The organism is Hyphobacterium sp. CCMP332, from assembly GCF_014323565.1.
Taxonomy (GTDB): Bacteria; Pseudomonadota; Alphaproteobacteria; order Caulobacterales; family Maricaulaceae; genus Hyphobacterium.
In genome coordinates this window covers 1,167,075-1,182,199 of the sequence record NZ_CP058669.1, presented here as the reverse complement: position 1 = coordinate 1,182,199, position 15,125 = coordinate 1,167,075, and the positions used below count along the sequence as shown (strand labels likewise).

Genomic DNA, 15,125 nt, shown 5'->3' with positions numbered 1-15,125 from the left:
GTGTCGGGCTTTCTGACCATTGCTCGCCGGAAACCGCGCCGCCCATGACTGTGTCCGCTCATTCTGTCCTGAAGTCCGTGTTCGGGTTTCCCGAATTCCGGCCCGGCCAGATACAGATCGTGGAGCGATTGCTGGAAGGCAAGCATACGCTGTGCGTCATGCCGACCGGGGCGGGTAAATCGCTCTGCTATCAGGTGCCCGCCCTGATGCGGGACCACCCCTCGATCATTATCTCGCCGCTGGTGGCGTTGATGGATGATCAGGTTGCCGGGCTGGTGGCAAACGGAGTGGCCGCGGTGGCGATCCATTCCGGGCGCAGCCGCGAGGAAAATGTCGCTGCCTGGCGGGCGTTTCAGTCGGGAGAGGCAAAGCTCCTTTATCTTTCGCCGGAGCGATTGATGACGCCACGTATGCTGGATGCGCTCAAATCGGTCGAGCCGGGCCTGTTTGTCGTCGATGAAGCCCATTGTATTTCCAAGTGGGGTGCCAGTTTCCGGCGTGAATACGAGCAGCTTTCGCAACTCAAACATCATTTCCCCAATGCGACACTGGCGGCATTTACGGCCACAGCTGATAGTGCCACGCGCGCTGACATCACCGAAAAACTGTTCAACGGTGAAGGCGAAACCATCGTGCGCGGCTTCGACCGCCCCAATCTCAACCTCTCCGTTACGCCGAAACTCCAGTGGAAGTCTCAAATTCTCGAATTTCTGGCGGAGCGCAGGGAACAGTCCGGCATTGTCTATTGCCTGTCGCGCAAACTGACGGGAGAGGTTGTGGACCTGCTCAAGGCCGAAGGCTACCGGGCACTGCCCTATCATGCCGGGATGTCGCCAGAAATGCGGCGTGAGAATCAGGAAGTTTTCATGGCCGAGGACGCGGTTGTTATGGTGGCGACGATCGCGTTCGGGATGGGGATCGACAAGCCGGATATCCGCTATGTCTTCCATCTGAACATGCCCGGCTCCATGGAGGCCTATTATCAGGAGATTGGCCGGGCCGGCCGCGACGGTGCGCCCGCCGACGCGATGCTGCTGTACGGCATGGGCGATGCCGGGCTGCGCCGGCGTTTCATTGATGGCGACGGTGAGGATGAGGGGCATAAGCGGCGCGAGCATCAGCGCCTTGATGCGCTTCTGGCCTATTGCGAAGCAACCCAGTGTCGGCGCATCACGCTGTTATCCTATTTCGGCGAGCCGGGTGCGAAGGCATGTGGAAATTGCGATATTTGCCTCGACCCGCCGGTTCTTCTGGATGGGACACGCGAAGCGCAAATGCTGTTTTCCGCCATTCTCCGGACCGGCCAGTCCTTCGGATCTGGCCATGTTGTCGATGTGCTGAGGGGCGGAGATACGGACAAGGTCCGGGCGCGCGGGCATGATGCTTTACCAACTTATGGCATTGGCAAGGATCGGCCGAAGGCCTTCTGGCAAGGCTTGATCCGGCAAGCGGTCGCCGGCGGATATCTGAAATCCGATATCGATCAGTTTGGTGTCCTCAAGCTCACGGATCGTGGCGATGCTGTGTTGCGCGGCCGCGAGACGTTTGAGCTGCGAGAGATCGTCATTGGCAAAGGCGAGCGGAAGCCCCGCCGTACCCGCGCGAGCAAGGCGGGCGAGAGCGACGTTGATTCCGGATTGCTGGCCGCACTCAAGAATTTACGCCGCGAGCTGGCTGCGGAACGCAATGTGCCCGCCTATGTCATATTTTCCGATGCGACCCTGATTGATATGTGCCATTTGCGGCCTGAAAATCTGGAGCAGATGGCCGCGGTCAACGGGGTCGGACCGAAGAAGCTGGCCGATCTTGGCGAAGTCTTTCTGGCGGCGCTGCGCGCGCAGACCTAGAGCGGGACTCCATTAGACGGAACCATATCCTGAGTTAGTCAGGTAGTTGGCGCATTCGTCCGGGCTGATGAGGTCGAGGAGCTGGCCGGCTTTTCGCCATGTGTCCTCGGGGGTTCTAGGCTGGGCTTTGCGCATCAGATGCTTGAGCTTGGAGAAGACCTGCTCGATGGGGTTCAGGTCCGGGCTGTAGGGCGGCAGGAAGATCAGATGGGCGCCTCTGGCCCTGACGGCGGCCCTGGCGGCCTTGCCCTTGTGGCTGCCGAGATTGTCCAGGATCACCACCGCTCCAGCGGAAGCTCAGCCGGGGCGCTTCGCGGGATACGTCCGAGCGGATCAGCCCATATCGCTTCCACCGAGACCGCGTCGCCCTACCTTTTTGCGGAGCAGAGCAGTAGATCCCGCGCTCATGAAGCAGATCCTCCACATTCCGCAGCGAGAGCGGAAAGCGGATATACATCACTACTGCCAGGCGGATGATCTCGGGCCAAGTCTTGAAGTAGCGAAATGGGTTGGTCATACGGGCAGGATGCCCGGCCACGTCTAACGGGCTGTTTCTCTGATGGGGTGGACGGCCCCGACCTACGGCATCGCAATGTGCCATGCTGGAGCTGTTAGACAGCAGCAACGGAAGGAACCGTCCACGATGACTCTTACAACAATCGGCATTGATCTGGCCAAATCTGTTTTTCAGCTTCACGGCGTTGACGCGCATGGTGAAGTCCTGTTCCGCAAGAAACTGCGCCGGAATGGCGTTCTGGATTTCCTGCGCGACCTGCCACCCTGCCTGGTCGGGCTGGAAGCTTGCGCCACAGCCCATTTCTGGGCCCGCGAGATCGGCGCATTGGGCCATAAGGTGAAGATGATCCCGCCGGCCTATGTGAAGCCCTACGTCAAGCGTCAGAAGAATGATGTGGCTGATGCTGAGGCGATCTGCGAGGCGGTGACGCGGCCCACCATGCGATTTGTTCCGGTCAAGAGTGCGCAGCGCCAGGGTGTGATGATGCTGCACCGGACGCGCGATCTCCTGATGCGCCAACGCACCATGGTGCTCAATGCGATCCGCGGCCATCTGGCCGAGTTCGGCATCATCACAGCGCAGGGTCCACACAAGCTGGCCGCTCTGCTCGAAGCGATGCGCGATGAGGAGATGCCCGGCTTGCCAGACATCGCTCGCTCGGCCCTGAGCAGCCTGATGGCCCAGCTCGATAATCTGGCGGCTGAGATCCGTGCACTGGAGCGTCGGCTCATGGCCTGGCACCGCGAAGATGAAACCAGTCAGCGACTGGAGACCATACCTGGCGTAGGCCTGATCACGGCGACCGCACTGTCCGCGAGCATACCCGACCCATCGGTGTTCAAGTCCGGACGCCAGTTCGCCGCCTTCCTTGGGCTGGTGCCACGCCAGAACTCGTCGGGTGGTAAGGACCGTCTGGGGTGCATATCAAAGATGGGCGATGGATATCTGCGCAGGCTTCTTGTGGTGGGGGCGACCTCGGTCATCCGGCGCGTTGGCACCAACACGTCGGCAACGGGCAACTGGGTCAGGCGTCTGCTGGAGCGCAAGCCGGCACGCGTAGCCACTGTGGCGATGGCCAACAAGACCGCGCGCATCGCCTGGGCGGTGCTGGCACGCGGCGAGACCTATCGGGCACCTGCAATGGTGTGAAACAGAGCATGCGGTAGCCCACACGGCACCGCTGAAGAGATGCGAGGGCAGATGTAAGTGATGATGATCAAACGGGGCCGCAGCTGAGGAAAACCCGAGGCGTTGTCAGGGCGTAAGAGCTCGATCCTCTGAGAGGGATCTCAGCACGCGGACTTCATCAGGGCCAGCGGTCATCGCTACCGCGTCAATAGGCCGGACACATGACCGCAACCCGCAATGATCAAAAGTCACCCAAATCAACCCTTGCTAAACGGGGGCCGTCCACACATGACAGCGCCCGCTCCGGAGTTCTGTCAGATTAATCGCCCCGTCATTAGGTTTGGCTCCAATATGGGGCTCAGGTCACGGTAGAGCTGGTTGGAGATTGCATAAACTTTTCTTGTCCGTCGGCCCTGAGCGCTGAATCATATTCACGGCTTCTGACAGTTGTGTTAACCTTCTTGCCTGTCAGGCTTTGGAGATGCACATGTCAAGAACAGGATTGATTGTAGCAGTTCTAGTGGTGAATATGCTTGGGTCAGTGACTGAGGCGCAAAGCCGGTCCCAGCCTGCTCAGCCGCAACGCCCGGGGCTTACCGCCCAACCAGTGGATGCCGGCGGACAGCTCAGCTGCATAATTCAGGGTGCCCACGTCACCGAAACGGCCGTTGTCCTGTCATGCTTCAGGAATGGCAATCCAAGCCATTACAGCGCCGTTTTCACTCCCGGTGAAGGGTCAGGAATTGGTGCGGTGCTCGGCCAGATCCTTTCGCCGGGGATGACCACCAGCGGTTTCCCTGAGTCGGTCCAGTTCGGCATTGTCGTCCGCCCGGCTACGCGCGCCACCCGCGACCAGTGTGCCATTGTTATGGGGCCGAGCTTTGAGACAGGCACCTATGGTGAGTGTTGGCGCGCCATTTCTATCGGTCGGGGCTTCCGCTAGACGGCCTTTGACTTAGAGCGGGGCTCCATTAGACGGAACCATATCCTGAGTTAGTCAGGTAGTTGGCGCATTCGTCCGGGCTGATGAGGTCGAGGAGCTGGCCGGCTTTTCGCCATGTGTCCTCGGGGGTTCTGGGCTGGGCTTTGCGCATCAGATGCTTGAGCTTGGAGAAGACCTGCTCGATGGGGTTCAGGTCCGGGCTGTAGGGCGGCAGGAAGATCAGATGGGCGCCTCTGGCCCTGACGGCGGCCCTGGCGGCCTTGCCCTTGTGGCTGCCGAGATTGTCCAGGATCACCACATCGCCGGGTGACAGGGTGGGAGCCAGGATCTGCTCGACATAGGCCTGGAAGAACGCGCCGTTGATCGGGCCGTCGATCACGAAGGGCGCCTCGATCCGGTCATGGCGCAGGGCGGCGATGAAGGTCAGGGTCTTCCAGCGGCCGTGGGGCGCATACCCCTTCAAGCGCCGCCCCTCGGCCCCCAGCGCGCAGCGGCGCCATATTGGTCTTCACCCAGGTTTCATCGAGGAAGATCAGCCGCCGCGGATCGATCCGCCCCTGCCGGCTCATCCAGCGCGCCCGCTTGCGCGCCACGTCAGGACGCGTCTGCTCCTCGGCCAGCAGAGTTTTTTTTGAAGCTCAGGCCCTCGTCATGCAGGAACACCCAGACCGCACGCGGCTGGGTCTTGATCCCGCGCTCCGCCAGCTCCGCAGTCAGGCCCCTCAAGGTCACCGGCCCCGACGCGACCCGATCGCGAAGCCACTCGGCGACCTCCCCGGACAGGGTTCGCCGCTTGTGGCCGCCGATCCGGCCCCACGCCAAAGACCCCGTCTCGCGCTCGCGCTTGACCCACTTCGACACGCATGACGGGCTGATCTCAAGCGCCGCGGCAATCTCGCGATGCGTCTCGCCCCGCGCCTTGCGCGCCATCGCGCGCTCACGAAGATCCATCGAATAAGGAGCCGTCATTCATGCTGGCCTCCCATCCAGCATGAAGCTTGAATCACATCCCAAGGCCCTTGGGAATCCCGATTCCATGAAATCGGGTCATGCTCTAGTCCAGAAATGAGGCAATTTTCCTGGCCTGTGCCGCCAATTCATCCATATCCGCCTGTTTGCCGCCATGGCGGCCAAGCGGCACATCCTCCCAGCGCGGGATGATGTGGAAATGGATGTGAAAGACGGTCTGCCCGGCCGGCGCGCCATTGAATTGGGTGACCACAATGCCGTCGGGCTGAAGCGCGGCCTCCACCGCCCGTGCCAGCTTCTGGACACGCTGGATCGCTTTTGCGGCCATGTCTTCAGACAGGTCGAGCAGGTTACGCGCGGGCTCCTTCGGTACAACGAGGCAATGGCCCGGCGATTGCGGAAAAATGTCCATGAAGGCGACGGCGACATCGTCCTCGAATATCTTGATCGCCGGGGCGTCACCCGCGATGATTTTCGCAAAGATGTTCTGGTCGTCATATGTTCCGGACAGGCTCATGCTGGTATCCCATTGATTGTTAGAGTTTTCGCAAGGCCATGAAGCGTTCGAAGTATCTCTGTGCCAAATCACCCAGCGGCGGTGTGTCGGGCGCATACCCGATTTCAGCCTCCGTCATGGGGAGCGCCGGTTCCGGCGTCCAATCATGGCGACACTCCATACATTTCCGGTCGCGCTTCAGCCAGAATTGGTGGCCATAGCCATAGGCTCCCGTTGCCAGCATCCAGAGCATATGGGGCAGGGTGATCCACCATTTGCGCTTTTGCAGGCTGGCACCAGCGCACTCCGGGCAGGCATGAAGCCGCGAGCCCTGATCCGGCATGACGTTCAGAATGGTTTTAGCGTCATCGACCGAGGATGCGGGCGCCAGAACGCGGCAAGCTGTGGCCCCCATGCCCAGATAGAGCAAGTAATGGCTGGTATGATGATCGGGGCAGATGGCCGGAATACCCGCCGCCTGCAGCGCTGAGACGGCTGTTGCCGCTTCACCTGCCGACCAGAATTCTGTGAGCTGTATCATTCGACCCATGATCGCAGTCTAACAATCAGGATGAAGTTTTAAAGGGCAATTCGGCCTGTTGCGCCTCGATATCGGCCAGCACGGCCCCGCGCTCGTAATCGAGGTAATCGGCGACTGCGCGGCGGAAACCTTCATCCGGAATGTAATGCACCGAATGGACCGCGCGCGGGCGATAGCCCCGCGCCAGCTTGTGCTCGCCCTGCGCCCCGGCTTCGACGCGCGAGAGGCCGTGTTCAATCGCAAAGTCGATGGCCTGATGATAGCAGAGCTCGAAGTGCAGAAAGGGCGTGTCCGCCAAGCGGCCCCAATAGCGGCCATAAAGCGCATCCGAACCGATGAAGTTCAGCGCCGCAGCGATATAGCGGCCGTCCTGTTTGGCCAACACCAGCCAGACCCTGTCGGCCATACGCTGATGGATCAGATCGAAAAAGGCCCGGTTGAGATAGGGCGCGCCCCATTTTCGGACGCCGGTGTCCTGATAGCAGGCGAAAAAAACGTCCCAGTGCTCGGGCCGGAGATCATCGCCGGTCAGGCCGACAATCTCGATATCGGCATTGGCGGCGGCGCGTTCCTTTTTCAGCGCCTTTCGCTTTCGCGAGGCCAGGTCGCCGAGGAAATCATCGTAGGTCTGATAGCCGGCATTTTCCCAGATGTACTGCCGGTCCACGCGATGCAGGAGACCGAGACCTTCAGTCATTTCCCGGTCGTCTGCCGCCGGGAAATTCATCGACCAGACCGGCAGGCCGTTCTGCTCCGTAATCGACATGGCAGCCTTCACCAGCCCCTCGCGGATACTGGCGTCCGGCGATAACAGGCGCCGGCCGGTGACCGGCGTGAACGGCACGGCGCTCAGCAGTTTGGGATAATATCGTCCGCCGGCCCGCTCCCAGGCATCAGCCCAGGCATGGTCGAAAACATATTCGCCATAGGAATGGGATTTGGCATAGCCGGGCAGGGCCCCCACAAGTGCGCCAGCCTCATCCTCGGCGATCAGGTGAACACTCTGCCAGCCCGTCTGCGTCGTGGCGCTGCCGCTTTCTTCCAGTGCCTGCAGGAAGTCCCAGGACAGGAAGGGATCGTATGCATCGCCGGGCGGATTCGCGACGGCATCCCAGGCAGATTTCTCCACATCGGACAGGCTGGACAGCGTGCGAAATCTGATCCCGGTCATGGCTTCAGGAGATAGGCGCGTTTTGTCATTGGGGAAAGGCGCCGCCCGCGCTATGTCTGTTCAAAATCGGGAGGACAAAAGACATGACATCACGTTTTGAGGGAAAAATTGCGCTTGTGACGGGCGGGTCGCGCGGTATTGGCGCAGCCATTGCCAGACGGCTGGCATCGGAAGGCGCAGACATTGTGCTGACCTATGGCGGATCGAAAGACAAGGCCGAGGCGGTGGCCGAAGAAATTCGCGGCATGGGCCGCAAGGCGGAAGCCGTGCATTGCGACGCGTCAAAGCGCGGCGAAACCGCAAAACTGGTCGCGGATGTTGCCGCGCGCCATGGCAAGCTGGACGTATTGGTCAACAATTCCGGTGTTTATCCGCTGACGTCACTGTCGAAATGTTCCGACGAGGTGTGGGACGAAATGCTGGCGATCAATGTGACGGCCGTGTTCGAAGGCATGCGCGCCGCCTATCAGGTGATGAAGCCGGGCTCGTCCGTTGTGACCATCGGGTCGGTGGCCGGGGACTCGGCGCAGATGGCCGGTGTGGGCGTATATTCGTCCTCCAAGGCGGCTGCCGAACTGATTACCCGCGCGGCAGGCCGCGAATTCGGCCGCAAGGGTATTCGCGCCAATGTTATCCAGCCAGGGCCGATTGATACGGATATGAATCCGGCTGATGGCCAGACGGCCGAGCTTCAGAAAATGATGGTGCCGCTGGGCCGCTATGGTGAAGCCGACGAAGTGGCCAATGCGGTGGCCTTCCTTGCCAGTGATGAAGCCTCCTACATCAATGGTACGACGCTGAAAGTCTGCGGCGGGATGACAGCATGAGCCGGCTGGTGCGGGGCGGCATCGCCCTCACGGCCCTTGCCGCGGTGCTGATCCAGTATACGACCTTCATATCGGGCACGAATGACGGCTTCGCCATCGCGACGCTGCGCTATTTCAGCTATTTCACCATTACCACGAATTGCCTTGTGGCCGTGGGCTGGGGCGCGGCGGCGTTCGCGCCAGAGACCAGACTTGGCCGCTTCTTCCTGAAAGACACCATCCGCACGGCCGTGACGAGCTATATCGTGCTGGTCGGGGTGATCTATCATGTCCTGCTGGCCGCGATCCATGATCCGCAAGGCATTGAATGGTATGCCAATCATCTCCTGCACACCATCGTGCCACTGGCGGTTTTTCTCGAGTGGCTTTTCCTGTCGGGCGAGCGGTTGACCCGTTTCGGGCACATCATTTCGTGGCAGGTCTATCCGGTCGTCTACACGGCCTATACGCTGATCAAAGGAGCGATTACGAGCTTCTATCCCTATCCCTTCCTCGATGTGAATGCGCTGGGATATGGCGGGGTGGCGATACAGCTGGTCGGGCTGATCCTCACATTCGTCATCACCAGTGCGATCTTTGTCGGTATCGGAAAACTGCAGGTTCGGTTGATGCGTTAGGCAATCTCGAAAACGGCATCAATTTCCACGGCGGCGCCGAGCGGCAAAACCGGGCAGGAGACGGCGGAGCGGGCATGGCGCCCGGCGTCTCCAAAGGCCTCGACCATCAGGTCGGAGGCGCCATTGATGACTTTCGGAATAGCTTCAAATTCCGGCGTGGCACAGACAAATCCGCCGAGTTTCACCACGCGAACGAGGCGGGACAGATCGCCATCGAGCGCGGCTTTCAGCTGGGCGATCAGATTGAGAGCACAGAGCCGCGCGGCAGACTGGCCCTGTTCAACATTCATGGTTTCGCCGAGCCGGCCTTTCACGAGACCATCCGGCCCGAAGGATATCTGGCCGGAGACATAGAGATGATTGCCGGTGCGCACATAGGGCACGTAATTGGCCACGGGGGCGGCGGCTTCCGGCAGTGTCAGTCCCAGATCAGACAGGCGTTTTTCGGCATCGGACATGTCAGTCTCCTGTTCTTTATCTTCGCCTAGCGCGGCGCGCGCGCCCTCGCAAGCGGGACGTCATTTCGGTTTGAAACCGCGGCCCTTCATGATCGCTGATTCACCGAATTTGGCCCGGGCCTTGTCCATGGCGCGCTCTGCGGCGGCGCGGCGGGGGGCTCCGGGATCCAGAAGGTCCATGGCATCCATACTGCCATCCACGAGATTTGAAATCCCAATTCCGATCAGGCGGAATTTCCGGCCATCGGCCTCCGGCTTCAGGAGTTCCTGCCCGACCCGGAACAGGGTGTCGGCCAGCTGTGTGGCATCGGACAGGGTGCGCCGGCGCGTGATGATCCTGAAGTCCTGCGTGCGCAGTTTCAACGTGACCACATAGCCGGACACATTCTTCGCCTTGGCCATGTCGGCGACGCGCACGCATTGCTTCCAGAGCTTCGATTCAAGCTCTGGCAAATCGCCGATATCGTCGAAGAAGGTGGTTTCAGAGGACACGCTTTTGCGTTCGCGGTCAGGCGCGACCGTGCGGTAATCCTCGCCTGTGGCCAGCTTCGCCAGGCGATAGCCGCCATCGCCATAGCGCGACGCCATTGTCTTTTCACCGACGCGAATGACATCGGCCAGTGTCCTGATGCCATCGCGTTCCAGGCGGGCGGCGAAGACCGGTCCGACGCCATAGACGGCGCGCGTCGACTGGACTTTGAGGAAATCGGGTGCATCGGCCCGGCCGAGGAAAAAAAAACCGTTCGGCTTGTCCATGTCGGATGCGGTCTTGGCGAGGAATTTGTTATAGGCCAGGCCGACCGAAACCGTGATGCCGACCTCCTGATGGATCTGCTTTTGCAGCCGCAAGAGGGTGAGGGCTGGCGGGGCGTGGTGCAGGCGCTGTGTGCCGGTCAGGTCCAGAAATGCCTCGTCAATCGAGAGCGGTTCCACGATGGGCGTGACATCCTGCATCATCTTGCGGATGCGGCGGCCTTCCTCGGCATAGACGTCCATTCGGGGGCGGATGACCACCGCGTCCGGGCAGGCTTTGAGGGCCTTGAACATGGGCATGGCGGATTTCACACCATAGAGCCGCGCTACATAGCAGGCCGTCGAGACAACGCCGCGTTTGCCGCCACCAATAATGACCGGCCTGTCTTCCAGTGACGGGTCATCGCGTTTCTCGATCGCGGCGTAGAAGGCATCGCAATCAATGTGCGCTATGGACAATTCGTTCAGTTCCGGATGGCGCAGGGCTTTCTGCCGGCCGCATGATGCGCAGGTGTCGCTTTCACCCAGCGGTGCAAGGCAGGCGCGGCAATAGCCTGGAGGGCGGCTCATGTCAGGGGCCAGAGCCATGCTGCACCCCGGACGCCGGAGCTGTCTCCGTGCGTATTCCTGACGATTCGCGTTGTGACCTGATCGCTGAAGACATAGCCGGGCAGACGCTGGCCTGTTTTTTCTGCCAGGCCCGGAATGTTGGACAACCCGCCACCCAGAACGATCACTTCGGGGTCAACGATGTTGACAATGGTGGCGAGGCCGCGTGCGAGGCGGTCCTGAAAGCGATCCAGCGACGCCTCAGCAGCCGGATCACCGGCGCGCGCCCTGTCGAGGATTTGTTCGCCGGTGAGGGCTTCGCCGCTGCGCCGCTGATGATCTGCAGTCAGGGCCGGGCCGGAAATCCAGCTTTCGATACAGCCTCGCAATCCGCACTTGCAGGGCGGTCCCGGTGCTTCGTCGACCGATGGCCAGGGCAGGGAGGTATGACCCCATTCCCCGCCCAGCAGGCCATGACCTTCGTGCAGACAATTATTCAGAACCAGACCGCCGCCGACACCGGTGCCGAGAATCACGCCGAACACGGATTTTGCGCCTTGCCCGGCCCCGTCGACCGCCTCTGACAGGGCAAAGCAATTGGCGTCGTTGGCGCAGCGCACGGGACGGTTCAGTGCCGTCGCAAGATCCTTGTCGAGCGCGCGGCCATTGAGCGCCGCGGAGTTGGAATTCCGGATCAGACCGGTGGCCGGATTGATGGAGCCGGGATGGCCGATGCCGACCGAAAGCGAATCACTTTGCAGGGATTCTTCAGTCGATCGCACCAGCTTCGCGATCAGGCGGATTTTGGATTCATATTGATCGGGCGTGGCCTCCCGCACGGAATAGCGTGTCTGGCCATTCGAATCGATTGCGGCAACTTCGGTTTTTGTGCCGCCCAGATCCACGCCGATTCGAATCATGCTTTCGCCCTTGCCCGGGTTATGATTAATATTGCCGTTCTTATCTTGTTCCGGGAAAGGAGAAAAGTTCGGCGCCGACTCATCCTTGATTAAGGATCATCTGCTTAAGTGCTTACGGGGTGAAACAGGGTGCGCAATGACGTGCCCTAGCAACGGGAATGCGGCGGTGTCATGCTTCAGGTCATGCCCAAAAAGGTTCTCATAGTCGAGGACAACGAGCTCAATATGAAGCTCTTTTCCGACTTGCTCGAAGCTCATGGCTACGAGACTGTTGGTACGAATAATGGTCTGAACGCGCTGGATCTGGCGCGGGAACATTCTCCTGATCTCATTCTCATGGACATTCAATTGCCGGAAGTTTCCGGTCTGGAAGTCACCAAGTGGCTGAAAGATGACGATGATCTGTCATCGATTCCGGTCATTGCCGTCACCGCTTTTGCGATGAAGGGCGATGAAGAACGCATCCGCGAGGGCGGGTGCGAAGCCTATATGTCCAAGCCCATCAGTATTTCGGTTTTCATAGAGACGATTCGGGGTTTTCTTGGTGAGGAGGCGGCATGAGTGCGCGCGTCCTTGTTGTTGATGACCAGGAAGCCAATGTCCGCCTGCTTGAAGCCAAACTGAGAGCCGAGTATTTCGACGTCGTGACGGCAACCAGCGGCCAGGCCGCCATTGAGTGCGCCCTCGCGGAACAGCCCGATGTGATCCTGCTGGATGTCATGATGCCGGGGCTGGATGGATTTGAAACCTGCCGCCGCCTCAAGGCCGATCGCCGGACACGCCATATTCCGGTTGTTATGGTGACGGCACTGGACCAGCCAGAGGACCGCGTTCGTGGACTGGAGGCTGGCGCTGACGACTTCCTGACAAAGCCCGTCGATAATCTGCCGCTCTTTGCGCGCATCCGCTCGCTGTTGCGACTGAAGGTGCTGCTGGATGAATTGCGCCTGCGTGAAGAAAAGGTCGAGGAGCGCGGCCTCTCTCCGGTGGATAGCGAACCGGACGCTTTGCAGGATGCCCGCATCTTGCTGATCGCCGGTGAGGAACGCATCGCCACGCACCTGAGCAGCAAATTGCCGACGCAGGCGATAGTCGATACGGAAACGGATCCGGCGGAAGCGATTGCCCGGTCGGCCAATGGTTATGATCTGGCGCTGATCGACCTCACGACAAAAGCGTACGATGCCTTGCGCGTTTGCGCGCGCATAAGGGCGAATTCCGAAACGCGGCAAATGCCAATTCTGGCGATTGTTGATCCGGACGAGGTGAGCCGGTCTGTTCGCGCACTGGATCTTGGCGTGAATGATATTGTTCACCGTCCGGTCGATCGCGGTGAGCTGAATGCGCGAATCTGGACCCAGCTACGCCGGAAACGCTATGCTGACACGCTCCGGGAGCGTCTGGAAGACAGCCTGGAAATGGCGATTACTGACCCTCTGACCCAGCTTCATAACCGGCGGTATATCTCGTCGCGTTTGCAGCAGGTCGCTGAAATGGTGGCGTCCGGCGAGACATCAGCGTCTGTGGTGATTGCCGATCTCGACCATTTCAAACGGGTGAACGACACTTACGGGCATGAGGCGGGTGACGGCGTTCTGATCGAATTTGCGACCCGGTTGAGGTCGCGGTTGCGCGCGGTGGACCTTGCGGCCCGCTATGGCGGAGAGGAATTTGTGGTTCTCATGCCGGACGCCCCCATGTCCGAGGCGCAAGCCGGGGCAGAGCGCCTGCGCGCCGGTGTCGCTGAAGCCCCATTCCGCTTGCCGGGCGCCGCAGAAATGCTGGACGTCACGGTCTCGATCGGGGTCGCGGAAATCCGGCCAGGCGACGATGTGGACACCGTTATGCGGCGCGCCGATGAGGCCCTCTACCGCGCAAAGGCGGCAGGCCGGAATTGTGTGATGTCAGATCAAAAGCCCAGCCGAGCGGCCTGAAAGCTCAAGAGTCGTCAGACTACTTGATTTTGCCTTCTTTGAATTCGACGTGCTTTTTGACGACCGGGTCATATTTCCGGACGACCATTTTCTCGGTCATGGTACGGGCGTTTTTCTTGGTCACGTAGAAATAGCCGGTCCCCGCCGTGGAGTTCAGACGGATTTTGATGGTTGTCGGCTTAGCCATGACGAAATTCCCTGATGCACATGACGATCACGCCGGAATATTCCGGTCGCAAGAGGCGCGGAACATACGCACAGGAACGCAGGTGTCAACTGGTTGTGCGCGTGAAATGGCGGTAGCCCAGAAAGACCAGATAGATGAGCGCAAAACCGCTGGTCACGATCAACAGGCCATGGGGATCGATTATATCCATAGCCGCACCGCCCAGCGCAGGTCCTGCCAGCGAACCAACCCCGTAAGCCATGATGAAGGTCGCGTTTGCTGCGGCCAGCGAGCCCCCGTCGAAACGCTCGCCGATCAGCGCCAGGCCCAGCGTATATAGCCCTGTCGCGACGCCGACGTAAAAGAACATCACGCCATATAGCGCCAGGGCATAATCACTGGCGAAATAGATAAAGAGCGGGCCGGTCAGGCAAACCAATGTGGCGAAAAAGGCCACCCGCAGGCGCCCGACACGGTCGGCAATGCGTCCCAGCAGGGCCTGTAGGGCAATCCCGCCCATTGCACCCGCCGCCATCATGAAGCCGATTTGGGCATCCATCAGTCCGACGCGTTCAGCGTAAACTGGAAACACCGCAAAGAAGCTCTGCTCGGTTGCGCCGAACAAAAGGCCGGCGCCAATGGCGGCCGGTGCCATCCAGGCGGCTCGCAACATGGATCTTGCAGTCGTGTGCTCCAGATCCGGCGGTGCGATATCCGGACCCCGGAGAAAGGCAATCGGCAGGGCACCTATGGCAAAAAGCAGGCTGCCTGCCACCCAGGGCGACCAGCCTTCCGAGCCGACGGCAGCCAGCAGTAATCCGCCCGTCCCGAAACCCGCCGCCAGTGCGGTCGCATACAGGCCGAGGATGGTCGCCCGCCGTTCGGGCGGAGCGATCTGATTGATCCAGGTCTCGGACGCCACGAAGACGATGGTGATCGCCATGCCCGACAGGAAGCGGACGAGAAACCAGACGCCGACATCGGGCACCAGCGGGAAGATGGGGTGCGAAATTGCCGTGAGAAGCAGGGCGATAATGATCAGCTTGCGGCCAGAAATCAGCGACATGAGCCGCGGCGCGAACGGGCTGGCGATTACCGTCGACAAGGCGGCGGCGGCCCCGAAAAGGCCAATCAGTTTTCCCGAACCCGTCATGGCTTCAAGATTGAGCGACATAACCGGCATCAGAAGTGAAAACCCGCAGCCGCAAAGTGTCGCGCACAATATGGCGGCGATCAGGGATCGTTGACGTCCGGCGTCGTGAACATGGAAGAGGCGGGCAAGCATGGGC

The 15,125-nt window shown here is 60.4% G+C and carries 14 protein-coding genes and 3 pseudogenes; 6 read left to right on the top strand and 11 right to left on the bottom strand.

Features of this window, described 5'->3' with window-relative positions; translation table 11 throughout:
• Window positions 1-44: 44 nt before the first annotated feature.
• On the top strand, window positions 45-1,847 hold the full coding sequence (gene recQ / locus HXX25_RS05875) for a DNA helicase RecQ (protein ID WP_187167559.1): 1,803 nt from the start codon (window positions 45-47) through the stop codon (window positions 1,845-1,847).
• Window positions 1,848-1,859: 12 nt separating this feature from the next.
• On the opposite strand, the pseudogene HXX25_RS05870 reads toward recQ, so the two are convergent.
• Window positions 1,860-2,135 (bottom strand): annotated as a pseudogene (locus tag HXX25_RS05870) (transposase); the annotation flags it as partial.
• Between the two features lie 97 nt (window positions 2,136-2,232).
• Window positions 2,233-2,364, bottom strand: a pseudogene (locus HXX25_RS05865) (IS6 family transposase); the annotation flags it as partial.
• A gap of 126 nt (window positions 2,365-2,490) precedes the next feature.
• Between HXX25_RS05865 and HXX25_RS05860 the strand changes: the two are divergent.
• Complete coding sequence (locus HXX25_RS05860) at window positions 2,491-3,513, top strand: IS110 family transposase (protein ID WP_187166318.1); 1,023 nt, start codon at window positions 2,491-2,493, stop codon at window positions 3,511-3,513.
• A 950-nt stretch (window positions 3,514-4,463) separates the two neighbouring features.
• On the opposite strand, the pseudogene HXX25_RS05855 reads toward HXX25_RS05860, so the two are convergent.
• The 4 genes and pseudogenes from HXX25_RS05855 to HXX25_RS05840 all read right to left on the bottom strand — a co-directional run bounded on the left by HXX25_RS05855 (window position 4,464) and on the right by HXX25_RS05840 (window position 7,612).
• A pseudogene (locus HXX25_RS05855) lies at window positions 4,464-5,404 on the bottom strand (IS630 family transposase).
• Between the two features lie 85 nt (window positions 5,405-5,489).
• Window positions 5,490-5,921 carry an HIT family protein gene (locus tag HXX25_RS05850; protein ID WP_187167558.1) on the bottom strand — a complete coding sequence of 144 codons (432 nt, stop codon included), beginning with the start codon at window positions 5,919-5,921 and terminating at the stop codon, window positions 5,490-5,492.
• A gap of 19 nt (window positions 5,922-5,940) precedes the next feature.
• Window positions 5,941-6,441: a putative signal transducing protein gene (locus HXX25_RS05845; RefSeq protein WP_187167557.1), complete on the bottom strand. Its 501-nt coding sequence runs from the start codon at window positions 6,439-6,441 to the stop codon at window positions 5,941-5,943.
• 25 nt (window positions 6,442-6,466) lie between these two features.
• Window positions 6,467-7,612, bottom strand: coding sequence for a GNAT family N-acetyltransferase (locus HXX25_RS05840; protein ID WP_187167556.1), 1,146 nt, complete (start codon window positions 7,610-7,612; stop codon window positions 6,467-6,469).
• A gap of 83 nt (window positions 7,613-7,695) precedes the next feature.
• Here HXX25_RS05840 and HXX25_RS05835 point away from each other — a divergent pair, with 83 nt between their 5' ends.
• The gene (locus tag HXX25_RS05835; protein WP_187167555.1) at window positions 7,696-8,439 is read left to right on the top strand and encodes an SDR family NAD(P)-dependent oxidoreductase; all 744 of its coding nucleotides are present in this window, start codon (window positions 7,696-7,698) and stop codon (window positions 8,437-8,439) included.
• Entirely contained in the window at window positions 8,436-9,056 is a 621-nt protein-coding gene (locus tag HXX25_RS05830; RefSeq protein ID WP_187167554.1) for a Pr6Pr family membrane protein, read from the top strand. The genes HXX25_RS05835 and HXX25_RS05830 overlap by 4 nt, the downstream gene beginning before the upstream one ends.
• On the opposite strand, the gene HXX25_RS05825 is transcribed toward HXX25_RS05830, so the two are convergent.
• Genes HXX25_RS05825 through HXX25_RS05815 form a run of 3 tightly spaced genes read right to left on the bottom strand, consistent with a single transcriptional unit; the run spans window position 9,053 to window position 11,736 of the window.
• Entirely contained in the window at window positions 9,053-9,514 is a 462-nt protein-coding gene (locus HXX25_RS05825; protein WP_187167553.1) for a RidA family protein, read from the bottom strand. The two genes, HXX25_RS05830 and HXX25_RS05825, sit on opposite strands and share 4 nt — an antisense overlap.
• A gap of 60 nt (window positions 9,515-9,574) precedes the next feature.
• On the bottom strand, window positions 9,575-10,837 hold the full coding sequence (locus HXX25_RS05820) for a DNA polymerase IV (RefSeq protein ID WP_187167761.1): 1,263 nt from the start codon (window positions 10,835-10,837) through the stop codon (window positions 9,575-9,577).
• Window positions 10,834-11,736, bottom strand: coding sequence for an ROK family protein (locus HXX25_RS05815; RefSeq protein ID WP_187167552.1), 903 nt, complete (start codon window positions 11,734-11,736; stop codon window positions 10,834-10,836). The genes HXX25_RS05820 and HXX25_RS05815 overlap by 4 nt, the downstream gene beginning before the upstream one ends.
• Window positions 11,737-11,919: 183 nt before the next feature.
• Here HXX25_RS05815 and HXX25_RS05810 point away from each other — a divergent pair, with 183 nt between their 5' ends.
• The gene (locus HXX25_RS05810) at window positions 11,920-12,297 is read left to right on the top strand and encodes a response regulator (protein WP_187167551.1); all 378 of its coding nucleotides are present in this window, start codon (window positions 11,920-11,922) and stop codon (window positions 12,295-12,297) included.
• Window positions 12,294-13,670 carry a PleD family two-component system response regulator gene (locus HXX25_RS05805; protein ID WP_187167550.1) on the top strand — a complete coding sequence of 459 codons (1,377 nt, stop codon included), beginning with the start codon at window positions 12,294-12,296 and terminating at the stop codon, window positions 13,668-13,670. The genes HXX25_RS05810 and HXX25_RS05805 overlap by 4 nt, the downstream gene beginning before the upstream one ends.
• A gap of 19 nt (window positions 13,671-13,689) precedes the next feature.
• Here HXX25_RS05805 and rpmG read toward each other — a convergent pair whose 3' ends face one another.
• Both rpmG and HXX25_RS05795 read right to left on the bottom strand, forming a co-directional pair.
• Complete coding sequence (gene rpmG / locus HXX25_RS05800) at window positions 13,690-13,857, bottom strand: 50S ribosomal protein L33 (RefSeq protein ID WP_109260505.1); 168 nt, start codon at window positions 13,855-13,857, stop codon at window positions 13,690-13,692.
• Between the two features lie 85 nt (window positions 13,858-13,942).
• Entirely contained in the window at window positions 13,943-15,121 is a 1,179-nt protein-coding gene (locus tag HXX25_RS05795; protein WP_187167549.1) for an MFS transporter, read from the bottom strand.
• Window positions 15,122-15,125 lie beyond the last annotated feature (4 nt).

Coding starts and splice junctions, on each gene's coding strand:
- recQ (WP_187167559.1), top strand. CDS start 45: ATGACTGTGTCCGCTCATTCTGTCCTGAAGTCCGTGTTCGGGTTTCCC.
- HXX25_RS05860 (WP_187166318.1), top strand. CDS start 2,491: ATGACTCTTACAACAATCGGCATTGATCTGGCCAAATCTGTTTTTCAG.
- HXX25_RS05850 (WP_187167558.1), bottom strand. CDS start 5,921: ATGAGCCTGTCCGGAACATATGACGACCAGAACATCTTTGCGAAAATC.
- HXX25_RS05845 (WP_187167557.1), bottom strand. CDS start 6,441: ATGATACAGCTCACAGAATTCTGGTCGGCAGGTGAAGCGGCAACAGCC.
- HXX25_RS05840 (WP_187167556.1), bottom strand. CDS start 7,612: ATGACCGGGATCAGATTTCGCACGCTGTCCAGCCTGTCCGATGTGGAG.
- HXX25_RS05835 (WP_187167555.1), top strand. CDS start 7,696: ATGACATCACGTTTTGAGGGAAAAATTGCGCTTGTGACGGGCGGGTCG.
- HXX25_RS05830 (WP_187167554.1), top strand. CDS start 8,436: ATGAGCCGGCTGGTGCGGGGCGGCATCGCCCTCACGGCCCTTGCCGCG.
- HXX25_RS05825 (WP_187167553.1), bottom strand. CDS start 9,514: ATGTCCGATGCCGAAAAACGCCTGTCTGATCTGGGACTGACACTGCCG.
- HXX25_RS05820 (WP_187167761.1), bottom strand. CDS start 10,837: ATGAGCCGCCCTCCAGGCTATTGCCGCGCCTGCCTTGCACCGCTGGGT.
- HXX25_RS05815 (WP_187167552.1), bottom strand. CDS start 11,736: ATGATTCGAATCGGCGTGGATCTGGGCGGCACAAAAACCGAAGTTGCC.
- HXX25_RS05810 (WP_187167551.1), top strand. CDS start 11,920: ATGCCCAAAAAGGTTCTCATAGTCGAGGACAACGAGCTCAATATGAAG.
- HXX25_RS05805 (WP_187167550.1), top strand. CDS start 12,294: ATGAGTGCGCGCGTCCTTGTTGTTGATGACCAGGAAGCCAATGTCCGC.
- rpmG (WP_109260505.1), bottom strand. CDS start 13,857: ATGGCTAAGCCGACAACCATCAAAATCCGTCTGAACTCCACGGCGGGG.
- HXX25_RS05795 (WP_187167549.1), bottom strand. CDS start 15,121: ATGCTTGCCCGCCTCTTCCATGTTCACGACGCCGGACGTCAACGATCC.